We start from the raw sequence: 22,942 nt of genomic DNA on the forward strand, positions 1-22,942 counted from the left end.
AATATTGTCGCAACGTGTGTACAACACCTATATCATTATGAGAGTTCCACGATAAAGATCAAACATGCCTATGTTTTCGTTTTTAAAGTCTAATTTGGGTCAGTATGCCGTTATCACTGGCAACTACTGGGCGTTTACGCTTACCGACGGCGCTCTACGTATGTTGGTTGTGCTCTATTTTTACCAATTAGGGTACAGCGGATTAGAAGTCGCTTTGTTGTTCGTGTTTTATGAGTTCTTCGGCATTGTGACCAACTTATTTGGGGGTTGGCTGGGTGCAAAGTGGGGATTAAATCGAACCATGAATATAGGCTTAGCGTTGCAAGTGCTTGCGCTTTCGATGCTGCTGGTTCCTACTGCGTGGCTCTCTGTGATCTGGGTTATGGCGGCGCAAGCGCTTTCGGGCATTGCCAAAGATCTCAATAAAATGAGTGCCAAAAGCACCATAAAAACCTTAGTGAGAGACACTGAGCAGTCTAAACTTTACAAATGGGTCGCTATTCTTACGGGTTCGAAGAACACGTTGAAGGGTGTTGGCTTTTTCCTTGGCGGCTTAATGCTCACGCTAGTCGGTTTTCAAGGCGCAATTCTAATTATGGCCATCTCCTTAACTGCGGTTTGGGTTTCAAGTTTATTGCTACTTAAGGCAGACACCGGTAAAGCCTCGTTTAAACCTAAGTTCTCTGATATTTGGTCGAAGAGCAGGGCGATTAACATGCTGTCTGCGGCACGTTTGTTTTTGTTTGGTGCGCGCGACATTTGGTTTGTTATTGCATTACCGCTTTTCTTGGCAAGCCAGCTTGCTTGGTCACACTGGCAAGTAAGCGCTTTTCTTGCGTTTTGGGTTATAGCTTATGGCTTTGTGCAAGCACTTGCGCCTCGGTTTGCTCAAGCAAAACATCTATCGTTTTGGGGCATTTTACTGGCGCTAACACCTGCTGCTATTGGCTTTTATTTAGCGAACCAGCAAGCAGAAACCACCAGCCAAGTATTAGGTTATGCACTGATATTAGGACTTGGGTTATTTGGGCTTTTGTTCGCCGTAAACTCGTCTATTCACAGTTATTTAATTGTGTCTTCAGCAAGAGCCGATGGCGTTTCGCTCGATGTGGGTTTTTACTATATGGCGAATGCTGCAGGAAGGTTATTGGGTACGGTGCTTTCGGGTTGGATTTACCAAACAGCAGGGCTGGTGCCCTGCTTAATTGTGTCTAGTTTATTCTTATTGTTGGCAACCGCCATTGTTGGCGGTTTACCCAAAACTGCTGATGTGTAGAGAATTAGTTTGCTTGCTGAAACCGAGCTATGAAGGCTTCCGATTCGGCAATAGACGCTTCCATATTCTCTATTAACGTTGCGACGTCGCTTTGAATACGACCCAACTCACCTTCTAGCGCGCCAATCGCCTGCGCGTTCAAGTTATGTTTAAGAAACAATACTTGGTCGCGGAATGCGCTAAGTACAGGTGCCATACGCGATTCAGCCTGGCGCATACGTGAAATTAAGCTGTCGTACTGGCGCTGTGTTTCACGCATTTGCTGTTCACTCATACGACGGTAATTCGCGTTTTCGTATTGGTTAAGTTCGTCTTCCCATTCTTCAAAAAGATCGTGCGCTACACGCTCTACGTCGTTAATGCGGTCAGTTACGTCTTCTGCGGCTTTTTCACTGTCTTCAAACGCATTGTTTAAACGACTATAAGTTCTGCTGAGTTCTGTTTCGGGTGTACCTACCACAGTTTGAAACTGTTCCAAAGCAGAGCGAAACGTTTCTTGTGCTTCATTCTGTGCATCTCGAGCATTGCCCACCCGATCCACCAAAATATCACGTTTTTCAATGCCGAACTTTTCCATGGTGTCGTAATACACGGTAGTGCAACCGAATAAAAACAACGACATAACAAGGGTAACAAGCGCTTTCATCTGACATTCCTATCATTTAGCCAAACACGTTGGGAATATTCTTTCATACCCCAAACGGAAAAGGTACAAAGTTAAATACAGTGTAAACGTGAATGAGTTGTTTTGCATAAGTTTGGCAGTGGTTTGCTGCTGAGAATTCAAAGCAAAGTTATTACCCAACTTATAAACCCGCACAGTAGCACCAGAAGCCAAGGTGACAATTTCCAATACTTCAATGCAATAAATGCAGCTAAAGCTAGTGCTAGAGACTGGGCGTTAGTTATCGAGCTTGTCCACACTGGGTTGTAAAAAGCAGCAAGCAGTAAACCGACAACGGCAGCGTTCACTGCGCTCAGAGACGCTTGCATTGTTGTGTTGGTTCGCAGCGTCTGCCAAAACGGGAGCGCGCCGAATACCAACAGAAACGAAGACAGGAACATAGCTACAAGGCACAGTAAGGCTCCTGCCCAGCCGTTAATTGAGGCTCCGAGGAAGGCCGCGAAGGTAAATAGAGGGCCTGGTACTGCTTGTGCCGTTCCATAGCCGGCCAAAAAGGTGGTTTCGCTCACCCACCCGGTGGCAACAACTTCGGATTGCAATAGAGGTAACACAACATGACCGCCGCCAAATACTAGAGCACCAGCGCGGTAGAACGCGTCGACAACTGCAAGCCATTGTTGAGGGAAAAAGAACTGTAACGTGGGCAGCGCTAGAAGTAAGGCCAAGAACAACACCAACCAAAGCACCCCACTTCGCTGGCTTATGGGTACGTGAAAGTGGGTTTGCTGCAGTTGAGGTTCAGTTTTAAAAAGGAAGCGACCTACAATCGCTGCAATTCCAATAACAGCGACTTGCCCCCAGGTCACGGGTAGTAATAAAACTGTTAGTGCAGATAAAAGCATTAATAGAGTCTTTGCTTTTCCACGACACAAGCTTTGAGCCATACCCCATAACGCATGGGCTACAATGGCAACAGCCGCAATTTTTAAACCTTGTAAGACACTTAAAGGAATACTGTCACCGAAGTGGGCAAGACCTAATGCAGTAAGAGTCATCATGAGTGCAGAAGGAAGCGTGAAACCAACCCAAGCGGCTAGTGCGCCCGAATAGCCACTGCGAGTAACCCCGAGAGCAATACCCACTTGGCTACTTGCAGGACCAGGAAGAAACTGACAAAGCGCGACTAAGTCTGCGTAATTGGCGTCTGAAAGCCATTTTCTGCGATTCACAAACTCTTCGCGAAAATAACCTAAGTGCGCAACAGGGCCGCCGAAAGAGGTTAAGCCCAGCCGCAAGAAAATAAGAAATATGGATAGTGGGTGAACACGGTTTTCTGTGTTATCCATGCATTATTTCCCGATACAGAAAGACCCAAATATCTTGCCGAGCAAGTCATCACTGGTGAATTCGCCGGTAATCTCGTTCAGGTGAGATTGAGCGAGACGTAGTTCTTCAGCAAGTAATTCGCCTGCTGCGAACTCATGGAGTTGCTCTTGCCCGGTTTCAAGATGGCTTTTTGCTTTTGCGATGGCGTCGAGGTGCCTGCGCCGCGCCATAAAGCCACCTTCTATGTTGGTGTTTAACCCCATGCTTTGTTTTAAGTGATCACGTAGCAAATCTATGCCGTTGCCTGTAGAAGCGCTTAAAGATATTACGGGTATACCTTCGTAGTCGGCTTCGCCTATGCTTTCACCGGTTAGGTCTACTTTATTACGAACTACGCTAAAGGGCATGTTTTCTGGTAATCGGTGGAAAAACTCCGGCCAAATATCATGTGGGTGTATTGCATCGGTTTCGGTGCTGTCTACCATAAATAACACGCGGTCCGCTTGTTCAATTTCCTGCCACGCGCGTTCAATACCGATTTGTTCTACTTTGTCGGGGCTTTCCCGAAGGCCTGCGGTATCTATAATATGAAGCGGCATACCATCGATTTGAATATGCTCGCGAAGTACGTCGCGAGTCGTACCTGCTATGTCGGTTACAATCGCTGACTCCCTACCGGCAAGGGCATTCAGCAAGCTCGATTTACCTGCATTGGGACGCCCGGCGATAACGACGCGCATTCCCTCTCGCAAAAGCTGACCTTGTTTGGCTTCTCCCTCAACTTTGCTCAGTGATTCTAAAATTGCGCTTAAGTCGCCAGCGACTTTACCGTCGCCGAGAAAGTCGATTTCTTCTTCTGGGAAGTCGATTGCTGCTTCTACGTACATACGTAATTGAATAATGGCGTCTACTAGTTGGTCGACACGATGTGAAAAAGCACCTTGCAAGCTTTGTAGCGCCATTTTAGCTGCTTGTTCAGAGGTGGTTTCAATAAGATCGGCAATGGCTTCGGCTTGCGCTAAGTCGAGCTTGTCATTGAGAAAAGCGCGCTCACTAAATTCACCTGGTCTTGCGGCTCTGGCAAGTTGCGTCTCAAGTATGGCGCGAATAAGCATGTCTATAACGACTGGACCACCGTGCCCTTGCAACTCCAAGACATCTTCACCTGTGAATGAGTTTGGGCCCTCAAAATAAAGTGCTATGCCTTGGTCTAAAAGCGTGCCTTGGGGATCTTTAAACTCGGTGTAATGGGCAAAACGTGTTTTCGGTGTAAAGCCTAATATGTGCTTCGCTATGGCTTTTGCGTGAGTACCACTTACACGAACAATACCCACACCACCTTTCCCAGGAGGAGTGGCTTGGGCGACTATGGTGTCAAAATCAGTGGAATGTGAGTCGTGCGTACTCATGCCGTGCTACCTTTGAGCGTTGAAAGGCATAGTATAACGAGTAAAACAAAGGGTTGCAGTATTAGTGTTGCGCGTACTGATCGCGAGAAATAATTTCGCGGATTTGTTCGGTAAGGGGTTCTACCAAGTCTTCATGCGACTTGTGAATATAATGATAAAGCTCCCAACGCTCTAAGTCAGGCTGTACAAGATAAACATTGGGCAGATTCATTTCTTCAAATACCGGTGCTGCAATATCGCCAGGTACTACGAATACTTCTGACCGACCGTTTGCTAACCGGCGGAAGCCTTGTTCAATAGTGGTTACCGGATTCCAAGGGATATCACCTAATCTACTGGCAAGTACGTTTGTTCCAGCGACAAGGTCGATTCGTCTTCCAGCCAGTTGTTCCCAGCTTGTTGGCTTAAAGTCGGGATCATTGGTGTAAGCGACAGCTGAAGTGTAATGATAAGGCACTTGAATGCGAATCATACCGTCGGAAATAACCTCGTTGGTTCTTGCTAGTTCGGCGTCGATAATTCTGCCGCGATTACTCTCATACCAGCTTCGTGCATAGGGCAAGTTCAGAAGTTCAACTTCATATCCAAGGTTTCTATAAGCTTCTGACACAATTTGGAATGTTCTGTGACTTTCTGACACTTCGGTCATAGAGCCTATGACTAATGTCGGCTTAGTAGAAGTGGAGCGTGACTGAATGCTGTCGACAATAGCGTTGTCTACATCAGGGGTTAGGTAAACACTGCTGTCGCTTTCTGTTGTGTTCGAGTGAAGTTTTGCAGCCGCGAGCACGGAAGTGACTAGCAGAAGAGCTAGTAAAACTTTCATTATGTTCACTATATTCCTTGCGCTAACCACTTGCGATTTCCAACCTTGTAACAGCGTTTTATTAATCCATTATCACGCTAGATGTTTTGTTTCTAAAATTCTAATCAAAAACATTAACGAATGTTAGAGAATTGTAACATCTGCTTTTTTTGCTGTCACCAAAAGAAAACCCCAAGCTCATCAATGAACTTGGGGTTTTTAGAGTCTTTACGCTTACTTAGCTTAAGCTTTTTTCGTGCCTAAGCCTTTTTTGTCCAGTTGGCGATATATCCAAAGCATTTGGCTAATCGATATAAGGTTACTCACCAACCAGTAAAGCACTAGGCCTGCAGGGAAGAATAGGAAGAATACCGTAAACATAATCGGCATCAGCTGCATAATCTTCTGCTGCATTGGGTCGGTCATCGGCGTTGGCTGTAGGCGTTGCATAAGGAACATGCTGGCGCCCATGAGTACCGGTAAAATGTAATACGGGTCTTTACTTGAAAGATCGTTAATCCAAAGCATAAAGTCTGCGTGGCGGATTTCCGGGCTTTCTAGCAGCACCCAGTAAAGCGCTAAGAAAATAGGAAGCTGTAACAACATAGGCAAGCAACCACCAAGTGGGTTTACCTTTTCGTCTTTGTACATCTTCATCATCGCTTGCGACATTTTCTGTCTGTCGTCGCCAAAGCGCTCTTTCAATTCTTGCATGCGCGGTGCAATTTTGCGCATTTTTGCCATAGAGGTGTATTGCGCTTTTGTTAGTGGGTATAAAGCACCTTTTACAACAAGCGTAACCAGAATAATGGCAAAGCCCCAGTTGCCTACAAAGCTATGTAGGAATGAGAGCAACCAGTGAATAGGCTGTGCTAACCACCACAAGAAGCCGTAGTCTACGGTTAGGTTCAGGTGCTGCGCTAGCTCTGCCAAACGGTCTTGGTTTTTCGGACCCATATAAATGCTGCTTTCGAAGGTTTCTGTAGCACCTGCAGCAATCGTTTGTGTTGGACCAACGTAACCAATAAGCGCATTGCCAGAATTCGCTAAGTTAGTTGTGTACAGACGATTGTTCGCTTGTTGATTCGGTACCCAAGCCGTTACAAAGTAGTGCTCGAGCATAGCTATCCAACCAGCTTCTGTTTGACGGCTTAGATTTCTCTTCTCAATGTCTTTAAAGCTGTACTTTTCATAGCGTTCGTCAGAAGAAGAGTAAGCAGCACCGCGGTAGGTAGGCATAAACATGCTGCCACTATCCGCATTAGCTACAGTTTGTTTCAACTGACCATAAGGCGCCATTTGAATGTCACCACCGGTGGTATTTCGAACTTGGTGAGCTACTTCAATCGCGTAGTCGCCGCGGTTGAAAGTAAATGTTTTAGTTACTTCAACGCCGTTTTCGGTAACGTAAGTCAGTGGAACTACGAAGCGGTCTTCGCCGTTCATTACGTATTCGCGCTGCGAAGCTTGATAAAGTGGACGGTTATCCGCTCGGTCGATACCGTTAGGACCGATTAAACCACTTTGAGCGATGTGCACATGTCCAGGGTCTTGGAAAAGAATGGTGTAGCGCTCTTGTTCGCCCAGCGTTCTGGCGTGCTCAAGGAGTTCACTGCGCACAATGTCACCACCGCGAAGCGCAATTTCAATTTCAAACACGTCGGTGCGAATAACAACGGTGTCGCTATTATTGGTTTCGCTAGCTTCTGGTGTGCCCGATGCGTCGGCAACAGGTAAGGTAGAAGACTGAGAACCTGCCTCTGGAACTGAAAATTCGGCATTGCCACTCGTTGTTTGAGCAACCGTTTGAGTGTTCTGTGCTGCCGGGTTAGAAGCGTTCACACCGGGAGTATTGCTTGGGTCTTCAAGAAGCCATTGCTGGTACATGAAGAACGACAATACAAGTAGCAAGATAACTAATATTGTACGACGCGAATCCATAATTAATGTGTCTCTTTTTTCGTGTTTTTTTGTGAATTTTTTTCTGGCACCGGGTCGAACCCACCGGGATGACCAGGGTGACATTTACTAATTCTTCTAGCCGCTAACGCAATTCCTTTTATCACACCATGAGTGCGAATGGCTTCGATTGCATATTCAGAACATGTAGGAACAAAACGACACCGCGGCCCTAATAGTGGACTAATTAGGAGCTGGTAGAGTCGGATAAGTCCGATACATATTGCTTGCAGCGCTTGCTTAATTTTCGCCATAAATAATCGCTTAAATCCCTTAGCGCAGACTTGTCTAACTCTGTCACTCCAGGTTTGGCGATGACGATAATATCAAAGCCAGTTAATTTGTGCTGCTTTAACCGAAAAGATTCACGAATAATTCTTTTAATTTGATTTCTCTGCACGGCAAGCTTTGCATTTCGCTTGCTTACGGTAATACCTAATCTAGGATGCGAGAGCTGATTGGGTTGCGCAAGCAAAGTTAAATGCTTACTGACCGCTTTGACAGGAGGTTGGTTAAAGACTTGCTGGAAATGCGCGGGAGTTAACAGACGTAACTCCCGAGGATAGGCAAACTGCTTATTCACTCAGAGACCTGAGCTAACTGCAATTAAGCAGTTAGGACTTTACGTCCTTTCGCACGACGACGTGCTAGAACTTTACGTCCGTTTTTAGTTGCCATGCGAGCACGGAAACCGTGGTCACGCTTACGCTTTAATACACTCGGTTGAAATGTTCTTTTCATTGCTCTAATTCCGCTTAGTTAAATACTTGTTCACTATTGTCTTAGTGAGGTGCTCAGCGAAGTTAACTACTTGAGCTAACTTCCTTCACTCACGTTCGTTCACGTGAATGTAAAATTACGTGGTTGAACCGTGTGTCAAAATGAGCGCGGATTCTACCGTTAAAAAGGATCTGTGTCAAACCTAAAAGCGATCTTTTCCCTGTGGATAACTGCGATAAAATGCAGGTAAAAAGGTGGCTTCCAAGCAGCGAATTTCGTATGATGGGGGAATAGTTTTCGCGGTGATCAAAGACGTACAAAACGTTCTTTATAAGAGTATAAAAATACACCGCTAGGTCATTTTTTAGCCTTTTAAATTGAGCAGTTCAAACACTTAGCATGCTATGCGTGTATGTGAAGCGCTTTACGTACGGCTCTGTTTAAAGTGGTTCAGGAGAGATGAGTGGGTTCTTCTTTGTGGCAGCAATGTCTTTCTCGCCTTCAAGGCGAGCTTGCGTTGCAACATTTCAATACTTGGATTCGTCCATTACAAGCAAGTATTCAAGAGAATACCTTGTTTTTGTACGCACCAAACCCGTATGTCATGGAATGGGTTAAAGACAAATACCTGAAACAAATTATCGGTTTCTTGCGTGAGAGCGCGGGTGACAAAGCACCTAATGTGGAATTGAAAGTAGGTTCTATAAAAGAACAGCCGAGTCAGGCGTCAGAGAAACCTCGCAAAACTGAGCCAACAAATAAAAGGCAGCAGCCTGTAACAGCAGAGAAAGCAGACCGCCCAAGCTCATTGAATAATAGTAACTTGGTTAAAGCTCATCGCTTTGAAAACTTTGTTGAGGGTAAATCTAACCAATTAGCTAGAGCAGCAGCTTCACAAGTTGCAGAGAAGCCGGGTGAAGCCTACAACCCCTTATTTATATATGGCGGTACGGGATTGGGTAAAACTCACCTTCTGCACGCCGTTGGAAATGCCATCCTAGAGAAAAAGCCCGACGCGAAGGTTTATTACTTGCGGGCTGAGCGCTTTGTGCAAGAAATGGTTTATGCCATGAAGCACAACAAAATCGACGTATTCAAAGAGAGTTATCGCTCTGTGGAGGCGTTGCTCATCGATGACGTTCAATTCTTCGCTAAGAAGGAGCACTTCCAAGACGAGTTTTTTCACACTTTTAACTGGCTACTTGAGGGTAACCAGCAGGTTATTTTAACCAGCGACGTTTATCCAAAGGAGATAGAAGGCCTAGACGACCGACTAAAAAGTCGTTTTGGTTGGGGTCTTACCGTGGCGATAGAGCCGCCTGATTTACCCACTCGTGTAGCTATACTTGAGAGAAAGGCGGAAGAGCGGAAAATAAAATTGCCTCCGGAAGTGTCCTTCTTCATTGCAAAGCGGCTGAGAACTCACGTACGTGAGCTTGAAGGTGCACTGAACCGTGTTGTAGCAAACGTGAATTTAACGGGCCGAGACATTACTATTGAATTTGTTAAAGACGCGCTTCGTGATTTGTTGATGGCACAAGACAAAATGATCACGATTGACAATATCCAGCGCACAGTGGCCGACTACTACAATATTAAAATTACCGATATTGTCTCAAAGCGCCGCAGCCGCTCAATTGCGAGGCCAAGACAGGTGGCAATGGCATTAGCGAAAGAGTTAACGAACCATAGCTTGCCGGAAATTGGTGAAGCTTTCGGGGGGCGAGACCATACAACGGTTTTACACGCGTGTCGTAAGGTGAAAGAACTCATTGAAGAAGACCACGAAATTCAACAAGATTATAGAAACTTGAATAGAACATTATCTGTATAGAATTTCACTTTGTAGGTAAGCATTTAAGTACTAGGTTCGCAAAGAATAAAAATAGGAGAGCCAAATAATGAAACTGAACATAAGCCGTGACGCACTACTTAAACCCTTGCAAGTTGTGAGCGGTGCTGTGGAAAAGCGCTCAACTTTACCTATTCTTGGCAACGTATTGATCCAAGTTAGTGAAGACTCACTTCGAATGACGGGCACAGATTTAGAGGTTGAGTTGGTTTCGGCTATTACTTTAGAGCAGGCTACGCCTGGAGAGTTAACGGTGCCAGCGAAGAAGCTCCTAGATATCGTGCGTACGCTTTCTGAAGGTTCAGACATAGTACTTGAAGGCTCTGAAGATAAGGTGATTGTTCGCGCAGGGAAGAGTCGCTTTACGTTAAGCACATTGCCAGCTGCAGACTTTCCAAACATTGAAGACTGGCAAAGCGAAATTCAGTTTCAAATTTCACAAGGTAAGCTTAAAGCGCTTATCGAAAAAACGCATTTCTCCATGGCAAACCAAGACGTTCGTTACTATTTGAACGGGATGCTATTCGAAGTGAACGACAATGTATTACGCACTGTAGCAACAGACGGCCACCGACTGGCTATGGCTTCTGAAGAGTTAGAGCAAAGTTCATTACCGCAGAACCAAGTTATAGTTCCTCGTAAGGGCGTTACAGAGCTTCTTCGTTTGTTGGACGATTCGGACTCAGTAGTAGAGCTTTCGATTGGTCAAAACCATTTACGTATTAATACTGCGGGAATGTCTTTCACGACTAAATTGCTAGATGGTCGCTTCCCTGACTATCGACGTGTTATTCCAAACGGCGGTGAACGCATTGTTACTGGCGATAGAGATCTGTTAAAGCAGTCATTCCAACGGGTAGCCATTCTTTCTAACGAGAAGTTTCGTGGCGTACGCGTAGCGCTTACCGCAAACGAGATGAGTTTGGCAACAAATAACCAAGAACAAGAGCATGCGGAAGAGAAAGTAGAAGTCGACTACCAAAATGCTGAAATGGAGATTGGGTTCAATATCAATTATGTGGTTGATGTACTGAATGCAATTGAGGGCGATACGGTTAAGTTTATTTTAACAGACGAAAATAGCAGCGCGCTTGTTGAAGATAACGCGGACGACAGAGCGCTTTACGTGATTATGCCAATGCGCCTGTAGTGTGAAATGCATATTAGTACGCTTTATATCGAGAAGCTAAGAAACTTAACGCAGGTTAATTTAGACAACGTTGGCACAGTTAATATCGTTTTCGGGCAGAATGGCTCAGGGAAAACGAGTGTTTTAGAGGCAATATACTGCCTCGGTTTTGGTCGTTCGTTTCGAACTCATCAAAGCAAACAAATCGTGCAAGCGACAGAAGAAGCGTTTACGGTGTTTGCAAAACTTAAAGCGGACACTGCGGATAACAGAGAACATAGAATTGGTTTTTCACGGTCGAGAACTGGCGAGTCGCAAATTCGCATAGACGGTGAAAGTAGGGTTCGGTTTTCAGAGCTAGCGCAATATACGCCTGTTCAATTGATTACTCCAGAAGGTGTAGCCCTTGTAACTGATGGACCAAAAGCAAGGCGTCAGTTCATGGATTGGGGCTTGTTCCACGTGGAACATGCGCAATATCAGCATTGGGTGAATTATTCACGATTGTTGAAGCAGCGTAATACATTGTTGAGAGAAGGGAAGTACTTCTCAGATGGCGGAAGTTACTGGGATAAAGAGCTCATTAAAGCCGGAGATGCGCTTACTCAAGCACGAAAGGCGTATCTGCATAGCTTAAACGAGTATTTAGCAGAATATACCAATAGGTTTTTGCCAGATATTAAATTCGAGTTCAAACTCCTTCCTGGCTGGAGCGAAAAGTATGAAAGCTTTGAGGAGGCTTTGGTTGATAAGCTGGAGTTGGACACAAAGCAAGGTTTTACTAGTGTGGGCCCTAGTAAAGCTGAATGGCTGATTAAGGCTGACGGTGTAGATGCCAAAGAACGCCTATCGAGAGGCCAGTTAAAATTGTTGGTGGCGGCTCTGAGGTTTGTTCAGGGCGACCATTATAAAGCGGTTACCGGTAAGCAATGTGTTTATCTGGTTGACGATCTACCGGCAGAGTTAGACGTCATTAACCAAGAGAAATTATGCAAAGCATTGGCAGATACAAAAAGCCAGGTTTTCGTAACGACAATAGAGAAAGAGAATCTTCTCATGCATTTTAAAAATGATGAGACCCGACTGTTCCACGTGGAACATGGAACAGTTAAAGAAATAACGACAGGATGAAAGTATGTCTGAAGAACAAAATAGCTATAACGAATCCAGTATTAAAGTTTTAAAAGGTCTGGATGCGGTACGTAAACGACCGGGGATGTACATTGGTGATACCGATGACGGCTCAGGTTTGCACCACATGGTTTTCGAAGTGGTGGACAATTCCATCGATGAGGCGTTGGCGGGGCATTGTAATGAGATATATGTAACTATGCACTCAGATGGCTCTGTATCTGTTCGAGATGATGGTCGTGGTATTCCTGTCGATATTCACCCTGAAGAAGGGGTTTCAGCCGCTCAAGTTATTATGACGGTACTTCACGCAGGGGGTAAGTTTGATGATAACTCATACAAAGTGTCTGGTGGGTTACATGGCGTAGGTGTCTCAGTTGTAAACGCCCTCTCGAAACGCCTCGAGCTCACGATACAACGCGCGGGTAAAACCTGGAAGCAAGGTTACGTGCACGGTAATCCAGAGAAAGACATTGAAGTAATCGGTGATACTTCCAAGTCAGGTACAGAGATTAGATTCTGGCCAAGTGAAGAAACATTTAGTGACGTAACGTTCCATTACGACATCTTAGCAAAGCGCCTCCGCGAACTTTCATTCCTTAACTCAGGTGTGTCTATTCGTTTAGTGGACGAGGGTTCAGATCGCTCAGACCACTTCAAGTATGAAGGGGGTATCGCAGCGTTTGTTAGTTACTTAAATGACAAGAAGACCCCTATTCATCCGTCTGTTTTTCAGTTTACGCATGAGCGTGAAGACGGTATTGCTGTTGAGGTTGGCTTACAGTGGAATGACTCATTCCAAGAGCACATCTATTGCTTTACCAACACTATTCCGCAAAGAGACGGCGGAACGCATATGGCGGGATTCCGTTCTGCGTTAACCCGTACTTTGAACAACTATATGGAGCAGGAAGGTTACTCTAAGAAGGCGAAAACTAATGCGTCTGGTGATGATGCACGTGAAGGTTTAACTGCAGTTATTTCCGTGAAGGTACCGGATCCTAAGTTCTCTTCACAAACCAAAGACAAGCTTGTTTCTTCGGAAGTGAAGAGTGCGGTAGAACAAGCCATGGGTGAGAAACTCCAGGAATTCTTGTTGGAAAACCCAACAGATGCGAAAGTTATTGTTCAAAAGATCATAGACGCAGCGCGTGCTCGTGAAGCTGCGCGTAAAGCGCGTGAGATGACTCGACGTAAAGGGGCGTTGGACTTGGCGGGTCTTCCCGGCAAGCTAGCTGACTGCCAAGAAAAGGATCCAGCGCTTTCTGAACTTTATATTGTGGAGGGTGACTCTGCAGGTGGTTCTGCGAAGCAAGGTCGTAATCGGAAGAACCAAGCTATCTTACCTTTGAAAGGCAAAATCCTTAACGTTGAGAAGGCCCGCTTCGACAAAATGCTATCGTCGCAAGAGGTCGCTACATTAATTACTGCGATGGGCTGTGGTATTGGTAGGGAAGAGTATAATCCTGATAAGACTCGTTACCATCGTATTATCGTTATGACCGATGCCGATGTTGACGGTTCTCACATTCGGACATTGTTGCTTACGTTCTTCTATCGTCAAATGCCAGAGCTGATTGAACGTGGGTATATTTATATTGCACAGCCGCCACTTTATAAGGTGAAGAAAGGTAAGCAAGAAACCTACATTAAAGACGAAGCTGGACTTATCCAGTACCTAACTAGCCTTGCCCTAGATAAAGCATCACTTCATGTGAACGCAGATGCTCCGGGCATTACTGGTGTTCAACTAGAGAAAATGGTTCGTGATTACCAGTTCGCTGTAGACACCATAGAAAGGTTAAGTCGTCGCTTGCCTAAGCATATGCTAGAGCGCCTTGTGTATGCAGAGCGATTAACGCCGGAACTTTTAAAAGATAAAGCATACGTAGAAAAGTGGGCGGAGAACTTTACCACTAACCTTATGGACACAGAGAAGGATTCTGCAACCTTTAGTGTGTTCGTAGAAGCTGATGAGGAACGTGGCGTACACTTACCAGTAGTTCGCGTTCGTAGGCATGGTGTAGATCGTGACTTCAACCTGACATACGAGTTCTTGGTATCGCGTGACTATGACCGTATTGCGAGCATTGGTGGTGAAATTAACGGCCTTGTGGAAGAGGGCGGTTATGTACAGCGCGGTGACAAGCAAGAGCCTGTAGAAGACTTTGTAGAAGCAATTGAATGGCTTATCAAAGAATCTAAACGTGGTTTATATGTGCAGCGTTACAAAGGTCTAGGTGAAATGAACCCAGATCAGCTTTGGGAAACTACAATGGACCCAGAAAGTAGACGTATGATGCAAGTTACCATCGAAGACGCGATTGGTGCTGACCAATTGTTTACTACGTTAATGGGTGATCAGGTTGAGCCAAGAAGAGCGTTTATTGAAAGTAACGCGCTTAAGGTAGCTAACTTAGACGTATAGTTCCACGTGGAACAATCATTGAATAGAAGGCCTCTGCGACAGCGAGGCCTTTTTTTTGGCTGCATGAATTGTACAAACGAGGCACAATGCAGATCCCCGTATCTGGTTCTCAAAACGTATTTAGGGGTGTTCCACGTGGAACAAGACATAAAAAAACGCCCCGTAGGGCGTTTTATATGAACTGGAATTAACAGTTAAGATTGCAACAACCCAATATCTGCCACATTAAGAAATGCTTGGTGGAGCTTACTTAACAGAGCTAGTCGGTTATGTTTAACCTTCTCGTCGTCGGCATTCACCATTACATTGTCAAAGAATGCATCGATAGGTGCGCGTAGTGTAGCCAGCTCCTCTAGAACCGCTTTGTAGCCGTCTGAGCTGTCTTTTTGAAGGCTAGATAGTGCATCGAATAGCTCTTGCTCTTGAGGCTCTTGAAACAGCGCCTGAGAGATACTCAAGGTACTTAAGTCTGCTTCCGACTTCGACAAGATGTTACCGACACGCTTATTCGCTGCTGCAAGCGACTCAGCCACGTCGTTAGCCTTAAACGTCTGAACTGCTTTAACACGTTGATCAAAGTCCAATGGTACTAATGGACGACGCGCAAGAACCGCTTGAATAACGTCTACCGATATCCCTTGTTCCTGATACGAGGTACGGAAACGACCAAGAAGGAAATTGACAATCTCGTCCTGAATATCTTCGCTAACTTCAATGACACCTTTGTAGCTTTCTACGCTAGCTGATACGAGTTGGTCCAACCCTACATGAAGTTCCTTTTCGACAAGAATGCGGAGTAGGCCGATAGCAGCTCTGCGCAGCGCAAACGGGTCTTTATCGCCCTTAGGTGTTTGACCAATTCCGAATATACCTACCAACGTATCAAGTTTATCTGCTATTGCTACCGCAGCACCCTCTAGTGTGGAGGGTAATTCGTCACCTGCAAAACGAGGACGATATTGAGCTTCAATAGCAAGGCCTACGCCCTCAGCTTCACCATCGTTGTTGGCGTAATGCATCCCCATTACACCTTGAACTTCCGGGAATTCTGAAACCATGTCTGAGACCAGGTCGGCTTTTGCTAGTAAGCCTGCGCGGCTTGAAACTTCGACGTTCGCGTTAATGAGGTTTGCTACCTTGCCTGCAACCAACTCCAACCGGCGAGCTTTATCGCCTACAGTGCCTAACTTCTTCTGGAATAGCACGCTATCTAAGCGGGTAAGCCTAGAAGCGAGCGTAGACTTCTTATCTGTCTCATAAAAGAATTGCGCGTCGGCTAAGCGAGGACGAATAACCTTTTCGTTACCTGAAATAACTGCGCTAGGATTGCTAGACTCAATATTGGAAATGAAAACAAACTTTGCGTGAAGCTTGCCGCTGTTATCAACAAGTGGGAAGTAGCGCTGGTCATCCTTCATGGTGTAAATGAGTGCTTCTTTAGGAACATCAAGAAACGACTCGTCAAAGGAAGCCTCGAGTGCGACCGGGAATTCTACGAGTGCGGTTACTTCGTCGATTAAGTCCTCGTCCCAAACTGGTGATAGGTTAGCTGCTCCAGTAAGGGCCAGAGTTCTATCTACGACCATTTTGCGACGTTTCGCGAAGCTCGCGATAACGTTATTCTTCGTTAGGCTATCTTCGTACTGGACTGCATCGCTAATCTCTACAGTTGGCTCACCATGAAAGCGGTGGCCGAGTACTACGTTGCTAGCCTGAATGCCAAACAACGACATTGGAACTACTTCATGGTCAAGCATTACGGTAAGGTGCTTGAGGGGACGGATAAATGCGTGTGAACCTTCACCCCAACGCATCATTTTAGGTACAGGCAAAGACTTCGCTGCCTTCTCTACAAAGCTAGGTAATAGCTTGGAAATCGACTGGCCCTCAACTCGTGCGTTATAAACCAACCACTCGCCTTTATCTGTCGCCAAACGACCAGCCTGATCTACCTCGATACCCTGACCACGAGCCCAACCTAAAGCTGCTTTAGTTGGGTTGCCGTCCTGGTCAAATGCTGCGCTTATTGCAGGACCTTTACGCTCAACGTCTTCGTCTGGTTGTTTTACCAATACGTTATGAACCAGCACGCCCAGGCGACGCGGAGTTGCAAAGCTTTCTACGCTACCATCATTGTCCTGGTCTAGAAGGTTAGCTTGTTGCAGCTGGGTAACAATACTGTCTGTAAAGCTTTCACTTAATTTTTTAAGTGCCTTTGGTGGAAGCTCTTCTGTGCTTAGTTCGATAAGCAGATTGCGTGTTTCTATAGTCATTATTTTGCCTCCTGCTTATCAATTTTTGTTTTTGATTCCGGTGCTAACGGAAACCCTAACGCCTCGCGAGCTGCATAATATGCCTCGGCACACCCTTTAGCTAGGGTGCGAACACGCAGAATATAACGCTGGCGTTCGGTTACGGAAATGGCATGGCGGGCATCTAATAAATTGAATGCATGTGACGCACGCATAACTTGCTCGTACGCAGGTAGAGGGAGGTTGTGTGAAAGTAAGTGCTCACATTCCTTTTCCGCAGAATCAAATCGTGCGAACAATACATCTACGTCTGCATGCTCAAAGTTGTAGGTCGACTGCTCAACTTCGTTTTGGTGAAATACATCGCCATACTTAATTACACCGCGTGGACCGTCTGTCCAAACCAGGTCGTAAATGCTGTCCACACCTTGAATATACATTGCTAAGCGTTCAAGCCCGTAGGTGATCTCGCCAGCTACAGGGCGGCACTCTAACCCACCAACTTGCTGGAAGTAGGTGAACTGAGTAACTTCCATACCGTTTAACCACACTTCCCAACCTAATCCCCATGCGCCTAGGGTCGGTGATTCCCAATTGTCCTCTACAAACCGAATGTCGTGCTCTAATGGGTCGAAACCAAGCATCTTTAAGCTTTCAAGATATAGCTCTTGAATGTTGTCTGGTGAAGGTTTCATTAGCACTTGGAATTGATAATAGTGCTGAAGTCGGTTCGGGTTCTCGCCATAACGACCGTCTGTAGGGCGTCGGCAAGGCTGCACATAAGCGAAGCTTGCTGGCTCAGGACCTATTGAACGTAAGAACGTCATCGGGTGAAAGGTTCCTGCACCCACTTCCATATCAAGGGGTTGCACAACCGCACAGCCATGCTGCGCCCAAAAGTCTTGTAGGGCTAATATGAGCCCTTGAAACGTTTTTACGTCGAATTTTTCCATGGGAGAACTCTCAAATTCATTCGGTATAGAGGTAATGATTCAAAACTGTGCGATTATACCCCGACATGGCACTATATTTACAGGCTCTAGGCCAAATCAGACACTAAAACGAAAAGGCGATACACGCGTATGGCAGCAATCAACGATGGAAAAGAAAGATGCCCATGGTGCGGTGATGCGGAAGACTATGTGCATTACCATGACACAGTGTGGGGTGTGCCGGAATACGACAGCCAACAACTCTTTGCTAAGCTCTGCTTAGACGGTCAGCAGGCAGGTCTTTCCTGGATAACTATATTGCGAAAGCAAAAAGCCTATGAAGAAGCGTTTTTAGGGTTCAACCCTCATAAACTCTCAGCTATCACAGATAATGAGCGCTTAGCGTTCATTGAGAAGCAGATGGGCAATGCTGGAATCGTACGTAACCGCCTTAAGATTGAATCTATTTTCAGAAACGCCGATGCCTTTGTAAAACTAGAGCGCGAGGGCGTTAATTTCTCAAATTACCTGTGGGGCTTCGTAGGTGGTGAGCCGCGTGTAAATGCTTTTGCGAGTATGTCAGATGTGCCGGCTGAAACCGACGAGTCTAAAGCTATGTCGAAAGCTTTGAAAAAAGCCGGCTTCAACTTCGTTGGGCCGACTATTTGTTATGCCTTTATGCAAGCCGTGGGTATGGTGAATGACCACTTAACCACCTGCTTTCGGTATCCTAACGAATAAACCTAACTGATTTGATCTGTTGATTTGTGTGCACGGGACTGAATACCCGCCACTGCGCCAAGCCATGCTAGAATGGCTGCAAACAGAAGTAGGAGTCGTATTAGATGAACATTGAACGTGTAGATTATGCCAACGAAAAACATGCTAGCGCGTTGCTAGATATGTTGAACCATTACGCCGAAGACCCGATGGGTGGTGGCGAGAGCCTGTCTGCGGCAACAAAGGCAAAACTAATTTCAGAAATGGCGAAACGGGACACCGTGTTTAGCTTCTTAGCCTGGAATGACGACGGTGAAGCTATCGGCATTGTAAATTGTGTAGAGGGCTTTTCTACGTTCGCAGCAAAACCTCTGTGTAACGTGCACGACATTGCTGTGCGTGAGGGTTACCGAGGCCAGGGCATTGCACAAAAGCTGTTTGATGCAGTGAAGGCAGAAGCGGCTAGTCGAGGTTGCTGTAAATTGACGTTAGAAGTGCTTTCTGGAAATGAGCCTGCACGATTGTCTTACAAAAAATACGGATTTAAGCCTTATGAACTCGACCCTGAAATGGGCCAAGCTGAGTTTTGGGAACTTAAGATTTAACCCTTCTGTATAAGGTACTGGTAAGGAGTCTCCTGGGTCATTTGTGACAGTAGCTCGTGTTCCATAAAGGTACAAAAAGCGGGTATATCTCGTGTTGTTGCTGGGTCATCAGCAATAACCAGTAATGTTTCACCAGAGTCCATCTTGCGAATTTTTCCGCGAATCAGCATAACGGGCTCGGGACAACGAAGTCCAAGGGTGTCTAGCTCGTGATCGGCACTACCAATGCGGTTCATAGGAATCTCAACTCGGGGTTCGTTAACGGACTTATTCAAAGACTTCTAGTAACGAAGCGCTTTGATAACGAAATATAGCAAATAAAAAAGGCGGCACAACACTTGTGCCGCCTTTTTCTTAGAGGAAAACAGTTATACGCGTTCGTATACTGTTGCGATACCCTGACCTAGACCAATACACATGGTCGCTAAGCCTAATTTCGCATCTTTTTGCTCCATCAGGTTAATTAGCGTGGTACTGATACGTGCGCCAGAACAACCTAGAGGGTGTCCTAAGGCGATTGCACCTCCGTGCAGGTTCACTTGGTCCATCTTGTCTTCAATCTTCAAGCCTTTGAGAACGGCTAATGCTTGCGCCGCGAAAGCTTCGTTGAGTTCAAACAAGTCGATGTCGTTAATATCTACACCAGCACGTTTTAGCGCTTTCTGGGTGGCTGGTACTGGTCCGTAACCCATGATTGACGGATCGCAACCGGCAATGGCCATGCCGCGAATTTTAACTCGTGGTTTCAACCCAAGCTCTTTCGCTTTGTCTGCTGACATAACAAGCGTTGCCGCCGCACCGTCAGAAATCGCAGAAGAAGTTCCCGCTGTTACGGTACCATTCGCAGGGTCAAATACAGGGCGAAGCGCTGCAAGTGTTTCTGCGGTGGTTTCCGGACGAATAACTTCGTCGTGGTAAATCTTCTTCAATACGCCTTGCTCGTCGTGACCGAAAATAGGATAAATTTCGTTGTCGAATTCACCATTTACGGTTGCTTGGTGGGACAGGCGATGGGAGCGCGCGCCGAACTCGTCTTGTTCTTCACGGCTAATACCAAACTTCTTGCCGAGTAACTCGGCGGTTAAACCCATTGAGCCAGCTGCCTTAGCTACAGAGCGGTTCATACCAGGGTGGAAGTCTACCCCGTGCATCATAGGAACGTGTCCCATGTGCTCTACACCACCCGCGATAAAGATATCACCGTTTCCGGTTTGAATCGCACGAGTAGCGTCGTGAATCGCTTGCATTGAAGACCCGCACAAGCGGTTTACGGTAACCGCACCTACGTGGTGAGGGATACCGGCGACCAATGCGCTGTTACGCGCTACATTAAAGCCCTGTTCTAAGGTTTGTTGAACACAACCCCAGTAAATGTCTTCTAGGTCGTCTGCGCTTACTTCAGGGTTTCTTTCTAGCAAACCTTTCATCAAAGCTGCAGATAAGTCTTCAGCGCGAACGTTGCGAAATGCTCCACCTTTAGAACGACCCATTGGGGTTCTGATTGCATCTACAATAACGACGTCTTTCATAACATTCTCCGTTCGCAATTAGCTTTTGAAGTAAGTGCCGCCAGCTGCTGCTTTTTCACGCAGGCCGTCAGTCACTTCATAAATTTCACCTAGATGAGCATACTTGTCTGCAAGTTCTACAAACTTCTGCAAGCCAAGTGTTTCTAGGTAACGGAAAGCACCACCTCTAAATGGAGGGAAGCCTAAGCCGTAAATCAATGCGATATCCGCTTCTTCAGCCGAATCAACAATGCCTTCTTCCAAGCAGCGAACCATTTCGTTCACCATTGGAATCATGCAGCGCGCAATAATCTCGTCTGCTTCTGCTGCATTTGGCTTCTCGCCAATAACTTCGTAAACGTCTTCTGCAACTTCTTTAGTTGGTCTGCCACGTTTGTCTACGCCATAAACATAGAAGCCTTTACCGTTCTTCTGGCCATAACGCTTCGCAGCTGCAAGCTTGGCAATAGCGCCGTCGTCGTCGCGAGGCATACGTGTTGGGAAGCCTGCTGCCATAACGTCGGTTGCGTGGTCTGCCGTATCTAGACCAACCACGTCGCACAAGTATGCAGGACCCATAGGCCAACCAAACTGCTTCTCCATCACCTTATCGATACCTGGGAAATCAATTCCGTCGTCTAGCAACTTGCTGAAACCAGCGAAGTAAGGGAACAACACGCGGTTAACTAGGAAACCCGGGCAGTCGTTCACTACAATCGGTGTTTTACCCATTTGCAACGCATATGCAGTTACCGCAGAAATTGTTTCGTCGGTGGTGTGCTTACCACGAATAATTTCCACCAATGGCATTTTGTGCACTGGGTTGAAGAAGTGCATACCACAGAAACGTGATGGGTCTTCCAAGCTTTGTGCAAGCTGGTTAATTGAAATAGTTGAAGTATTCGAGGTAAGAATTGCATTCTCACCGACTACTTTCTCTACTTCAGAAAGCACAGACGCTTTAACTTTTGGATTTTCGACAACAGCTTCTACAACAATGTCTACGTTCTCTAGTTCGTCGTTGTGAAGTGTTGGTGTAATGCTGGTAAGCGTTGATGCCATTTTCTTAGCGTCAACTTTACCGCGTTGCATGCCTTTACCAAGAATTTTAGATGCTTCTTGCAAGCCCAGATCGAGCGCGTCTTGACGAATGTCTTTCATGACAACCGGTACGCCTTTCACAGCTGACTGGTAAGCGATACCGCCACCCATGATGCCTGCGCCGAGTACACCAGCGCGGTTCAATTTAATCTCAGAACCTTTAGCTAGTTTCTTGCTCTTGCCCTTAACAACTTGGTCTGCAAGGAAAATACCTACCTGTGCGCGGCAAGCGTCGGTTTGCGTAAGCTTAACGAAAAGCTCGTTTTCAATAAGCAAGGCGCCTTCCCGTGCTTCACCTGCGCCACGCTCAACAACTTCTACCGCAGCATGAGGAGAAGGGTAGTGCTTGCCTGCTTTCGCGAAGACCATGCCTTTAGCTGTGCTGAAGGTCATCAAACGTTCTGTGTCGTTTGCTTTTAGCGCTTCAAGCTTAGGCTGACGGGCTGCTTTCCAGTCTAATTCGCCAGCAATTGCGTCGCGTACCATCGCAAGAGCTGCATTTTTCAAGTTTTCCGCGTCGACTACAGCGTCTACTAAGCCAATAGCTAGAGCTTTCTGAGGCTTGTAGTTCATACCTGTAGTAATGGCTTCAAGTGCGTTGTCTGGACCTACTAGGCGTGGCATACGTACCGTTCCACCAAAGCCTGGAATAAGCCCCAATTTAACTTCAGGAAGACCTATCATGGCGGTGTTGTCTGCAACACGGAAGTCACACGCCAAGATAGTTTCACAACCACCGCCCAGCGCGAAGCCGTTAACTGCAGCTACGCTTGGGAATGGTAAATCTTCTAATTTGTCGAATACTCGAGATGCTTTGTGCACCCAAGTTTTCGTGGTTTCAACGTTTGCAAACAACGTTAAAAACTCTGTAATGTCTGCGCCAACAATAAATGTTGATTTCGCGCTTGTTAGAATAAGCCCTTTAACTTCAGAGCTTTGGCTTAAAGCGTCTAAAGCGTCGCTGAACTGATTCAATGTGTTTTCATCAAACTTGTTCACGGAACCCGGTGCGTCGAATACGAGCTCAGCAATGCCTGGCTCGATAATGTCAACACGTAGGTTTTCACCTTGGTAAATCATCTTAGGTCTCCTGAAATGCGAACAGAAAAACTGTCAACAAATACTTATTTCGCTTGAGTTGTTGCCATACTGTGGTACAAGAGT

General features: G+C 46.1%; 20 protein-coding genes. 7 read left to right on the forward strand and 13 right to left on the reverse strand.

Features of this window, described 5'->3' with window-relative positions:
• The first annotated feature begins 64 nt into the window (after nt 1-64).
• Nucleotides 65-1,276: an organoarsenical effux MFS transporter ArsJ gene (gene arsJ, locus EYQ95_RS07970; RefSeq protein WP_207916283.1), complete on the forward strand. Its 1,212-nt coding sequence runs from the start codon at nt 65-67 to the stop codon at nt 1,274-1,276.
• Between the two features lie 4 nt (nt 1,277-1,280).
• Here the strand turns inward: arsJ and EYQ95_RS07975 are convergent, their stop codons facing one another.
• From EYQ95_RS07975 to rpmH, 8 genes are all read right to left on the reverse strand, one after another.
• Complete coding sequence (locus EYQ95_RS07975; protein WP_111915567.1) at nt 1,281-1,922, reverse strand: DUF2959 domain-containing protein; 642 nt, start codon at nt 1,920-1,922, stop codon at nt 1,281-1,283.
• A gap of 137 nt (nt 1,923-2,059) precedes the next feature.
• On the reverse strand, nt 2,060-3,247 hold the full coding sequence (gene chrA / locus EYQ95_RS07980; protein WP_111915566.1) for a chromate efflux transporter: 1,188 nt from the start codon (nt 3,245-3,247) through the stop codon (nt 2,060-2,062).
• A 3-nt stretch (nt 3,248-3,250) separates the two neighbouring features.
• Nucleotides 3,251-4,636, reverse strand: a complete 1,386-nt coding sequence (gene mnmE / locus EYQ95_RS07985) for a tRNA uridine-5-carboxymethylaminomethyl(34) synthesis GTPase MnmE (protein ID WP_111915565.1) — start codon at nt 4,634-4,636, stop codon at nt 3,251-3,253.
• Between the two features lie 61 nt (nt 4,637-4,697).
• Nucleotides 4,698-5,462, reverse strand: coding sequence for an ABC transporter substrate-binding protein (locus tag EYQ95_RS07990; RefSeq protein WP_111915564.1), 765 nt, complete (start codon nt 5,460-5,462; stop codon nt 4,698-4,700).
• A 222-nt stretch (nt 5,463-5,684) separates the two neighbouring features.
• Nucleotides 5,685-7,382, reverse strand: coding sequence for a membrane protein insertase YidC (gene yidC / locus EYQ95_RS07995; RefSeq protein WP_111915563.1), 1,698 nt, complete (start codon nt 7,380-7,382; stop codon nt 5,685-5,687).
• Between the two features lie 2 nt (nt 7,383-7,384).
• Nucleotides 7,385-7,654: a membrane protein insertion efficiency factor YidD gene (gene yidD / locus EYQ95_RS08000; protein WP_111915562.1), complete on the reverse strand. Its 270-nt coding sequence runs from the start codon at nt 7,652-7,654 to the stop codon at nt 7,385-7,387.
• Entirely contained in the window at nt 7,588-7,983 is a 396-nt protein-coding gene (rnpA, locus tag EYQ95_RS08005) for a ribonuclease P protein component (RefSeq protein ID WP_111915561.1), read from the reverse strand. Before rnpA ends, yidD begins: the two co-directional genes overlap by 67 nt.
• A 23-nt stretch (nt 7,984-8,006) precedes the next feature.
• Nucleotides 8,007-8,141, reverse strand: coding sequence for a 50S ribosomal protein L34 (gene rpmH, locus EYQ95_RS08010; RefSeq protein WP_072154405.1), 135 nt, complete (start codon nt 8,139-8,141; stop codon nt 8,007-8,009).
• Nucleotides 8,142-8,583: 442 nt separating this feature from the next.
• Here rpmH and dnaA point away from each other — a divergent pair, with 442 nt between their 5' ends.
• The 4 genes from dnaA to gyrB all read left to right on the forward strand — a co-directional run bounded on the left by dnaA (nt 8,584) and on the right by gyrB (nt 14,660).
• Nucleotides 8,584-9,954: a chromosomal replication initiator protein DnaA gene (gene dnaA / locus EYQ95_RS08015; protein WP_111915560.1), complete on the forward strand. Its 1,371-nt coding sequence runs from the start codon at nt 8,584-8,586 to the stop codon at nt 9,952-9,954.
• Between the two features lie 67 nt (nt 9,955-10,021).
• On the forward strand, nt 10,022-11,122 hold the full coding sequence (dnaN, locus tag EYQ95_RS08020; protein ID WP_111915559.1) for a DNA polymerase III subunit beta: 1,101 nt from the start codon (nt 10,022-10,024) through the stop codon (nt 11,120-11,122).
• 6 nt (nt 11,123-11,128) lie between these two features.
• Nucleotides 11,129-12,232 carry a DNA replication/repair protein RecF gene (gene recF, locus EYQ95_RS08025; RefSeq protein WP_111915558.1) on the forward strand — a complete coding sequence of 368 codons (1,104 nt, stop codon included), beginning with the start codon at nt 11,129-11,131 and terminating at the stop codon, nt 12,230-12,232.
• Between the two features lie 4 nt (nt 12,233-12,236).
• The gene (gene gyrB / locus EYQ95_RS08030; RefSeq protein ID WP_111915557.1) at nt 12,237-14,660 is read left to right on the forward strand and encodes a DNA topoisomerase (ATP-hydrolyzing) subunit B; all 2,424 of its coding nucleotides are present in this window, start codon (nt 12,237-12,239) and stop codon (nt 14,658-14,660) included.
• Between the two features lie 194 nt (nt 14,661-14,854).
• On the opposite strand, the gene glyS is transcribed toward gyrB, so the two are convergent.
• On the reverse strand, nt 14,855-16,933 hold the full coding sequence (glyS, locus tag EYQ95_RS08035) for a glycine--tRNA ligase subunit beta (protein WP_111915556.1): 2,079 nt from the start codon (nt 16,931-16,933) through the stop codon (nt 14,855-14,857).
• A complete protein-coding gene (glyQ, locus tag EYQ95_RS08040; protein ID WP_111915555.1) occupies nt 16,933-17,865 on the reverse strand; it encodes a glycine--tRNA ligase subunit alpha in 933 nt (310 codons plus the stop codon). The genes glyS and glyQ overlap by 1 nt, the downstream gene beginning before the upstream one ends.
• Before the next feature lie 129 nt (nt 17,866-17,994).
• Here glyQ and EYQ95_RS08045 point away from each other — a divergent pair, with 129 nt between their 5' ends.
• Together EYQ95_RS08045 and EYQ95_RS08050 are read left to right on the forward strand one after the other, a co-directional pair.
• Entirely contained in the window at nt 17,995-18,585 is a 591-nt protein-coding gene (locus EYQ95_RS08045; RefSeq protein WP_111915554.1) for a DNA-3-methyladenine glycosylase I, read from the forward strand.
• Between the two features lie 104 nt (nt 18,586-18,689).
• Nucleotides 18,690-19,169 (forward strand): GNAT family N-acetyltransferase, encoded by a 480-nt coding sequence (locus EYQ95_RS08050; protein WP_111915553.1) that lies wholly within the window; start codon nt 18,690-18,692, stop codon nt 19,167-19,169.
• Here the strand turns inward: EYQ95_RS08050 and tusA are convergent.
• The 3 genes from tusA to fadB all read right to left on the reverse strand — a co-directional run bounded on the left by tusA (nt 19,166) and on the right by fadB (nt 22,858).
• Entirely contained in the window at nt 19,166-19,405 is a 240-nt protein-coding gene (tusA, locus tag EYQ95_RS08055; RefSeq protein WP_111915552.1) for a sulfurtransferase TusA, read from the reverse strand. The genes EYQ95_RS08050 and tusA overlap by 4 nt on opposite strands.
• Before the next feature lie 132 nt (nt 19,406-19,537).
• Entirely contained in the window at nt 19,538-20,698 is a 1,161-nt protein-coding gene (gene fadA, locus EYQ95_RS08060; protein WP_111915551.1) for an acetyl-CoA C-acyltransferase FadA, read from the reverse strand.
• Nucleotides 20,699-20,716: 18 nt separating this feature from the next.
• Nucleotides 20,717-22,858: a fatty acid oxidation complex subunit alpha FadB gene (gene fadB, locus EYQ95_RS08065; RefSeq protein ID WP_111915550.1), complete on the reverse strand. Its 2,142-nt coding sequence runs from the start codon at nt 22,856-22,858 to the stop codon at nt 20,717-20,719.
• Between the last annotated feature and the right edge of the window lie 84 nt (nt 22,859-22,942).

This window comes from Lysobacter sp. N42, assembly GCF_004344885.1.

What these genes read in the sequence shown, in the direction of transcription:
- arsJ (WP_207916283.1), top strand. Translation starts at nt 65, where the DNA reads ATGCCTATGTTTTCGTTTTTAAAGTCTAATTTGGGTCAGTATGCCGTT.
- EYQ95_RS07975 (WP_111915567.1), bottom strand. Translation starts at nt 1,922, where the DNA reads ATGAAAGCGCTTGTTACCCTTGTTATGTCGTTGTTTTTATTCGGTTGC.
- chrA (WP_111915566.1), bottom strand. Translation starts at nt 3,247, where the DNA reads ATGGATAACACAGAAAACCGTGTTCACCCACTATCCATATTTCTTATT.
- mnmE (WP_111915565.1), bottom strand. Translation starts at nt 4,636, where the DNA reads ATGAGTACGCACGACTCACATTCCACTGATTTTGACACCATAGTCGCC.
- EYQ95_RS07990 (WP_111915564.1), bottom strand. Translation starts at nt 5,462, where the DNA reads ATGAAAGTTTTACTAGCTCTTCTGCTAGTCACTTCCGTGCTCGCGGCT.
- yidC (WP_111915563.1), bottom strand. Translation starts at nt 7,382, where the DNA reads ATGGATTCGCGTCGTACAATATTAGTTATCTTGCTACTTGTATTGTCG.
- yidD (WP_111915562.1), bottom strand. Translation starts at nt 7,654, where the DNA reads ATGGCGAAAATTAAGCAAGCGCTGCAAGCAATATGTATCGGACTTATC.
- rpmH (WP_072154405.1), bottom strand. Translation starts at nt 8,141, where the DNA reads ATGAAAAGAACATTTCAACCGAGTGTATTAAAGCGTAAGCGTGACCAC.
- dnaN (WP_111915559.1), top strand. Translation starts at nt 10,022, where the DNA reads ATGAAACTGAACATAAGCCGTGACGCACTACTTAAACCCTTGCAAGTT.
- recF (WP_111915558.1), top strand. Translation starts at nt 11,129, where the DNA reads ATGCATATTAGTACGCTTTATATCGAGAAGCTAAGAAACTTAACGCAG.
- gyrB (WP_111915557.1), top strand. Translation starts at nt 12,237, where the DNA reads ATGTCTGAAGAACAAAATAGCTATAACGAATCCAGTATTAAAGTTTTA.
- glyS (WP_111915556.1), bottom strand. Translation starts at nt 16,933, where the DNA reads ATGACTATAGAAACACGCAATCTGCTTATCGAACTAAGCACAGAAGAG.
- glyQ (WP_111915555.1), bottom strand. Translation starts at nt 17,865, where the DNA reads ATGGAAAAATTCGACGTAAAAACGTTTCAAGGGCTCATATTAGCCCTA.
- EYQ95_RS08045 (WP_111915554.1), top strand. Translation starts at nt 17,995, where the DNA reads ATGGCAGCAATCAACGATGGAAAAGAAAGATGCCCATGGTGCGGTGAT.
- EYQ95_RS08050 (WP_111915553.1), top strand. Translation starts at nt 18,690, where the DNA reads ATGAACATTGAACGTGTAGATTATGCCAACGAAAAACATGCTAGCGCG.
- tusA (WP_111915552.1), bottom strand. Translation starts at nt 19,405, where the DNA reads ATGAACCGCATTGGTAGTGCCGATCACGAGCTAGACACCCTTGGACTT.
- fadA (WP_111915551.1), bottom strand. Translation starts at nt 20,698, where the DNA reads ATGAAAGACGTCGTTATTGTAGATGCAATCAGAACCCCAATGGGTCGT.
- fadB (WP_111915550.1), bottom strand. Translation starts at nt 22,858, where the DNA reads ATGATTTACCAAGGTGAAAACCTACGTGTTGACATTATCGAGCCAGGC.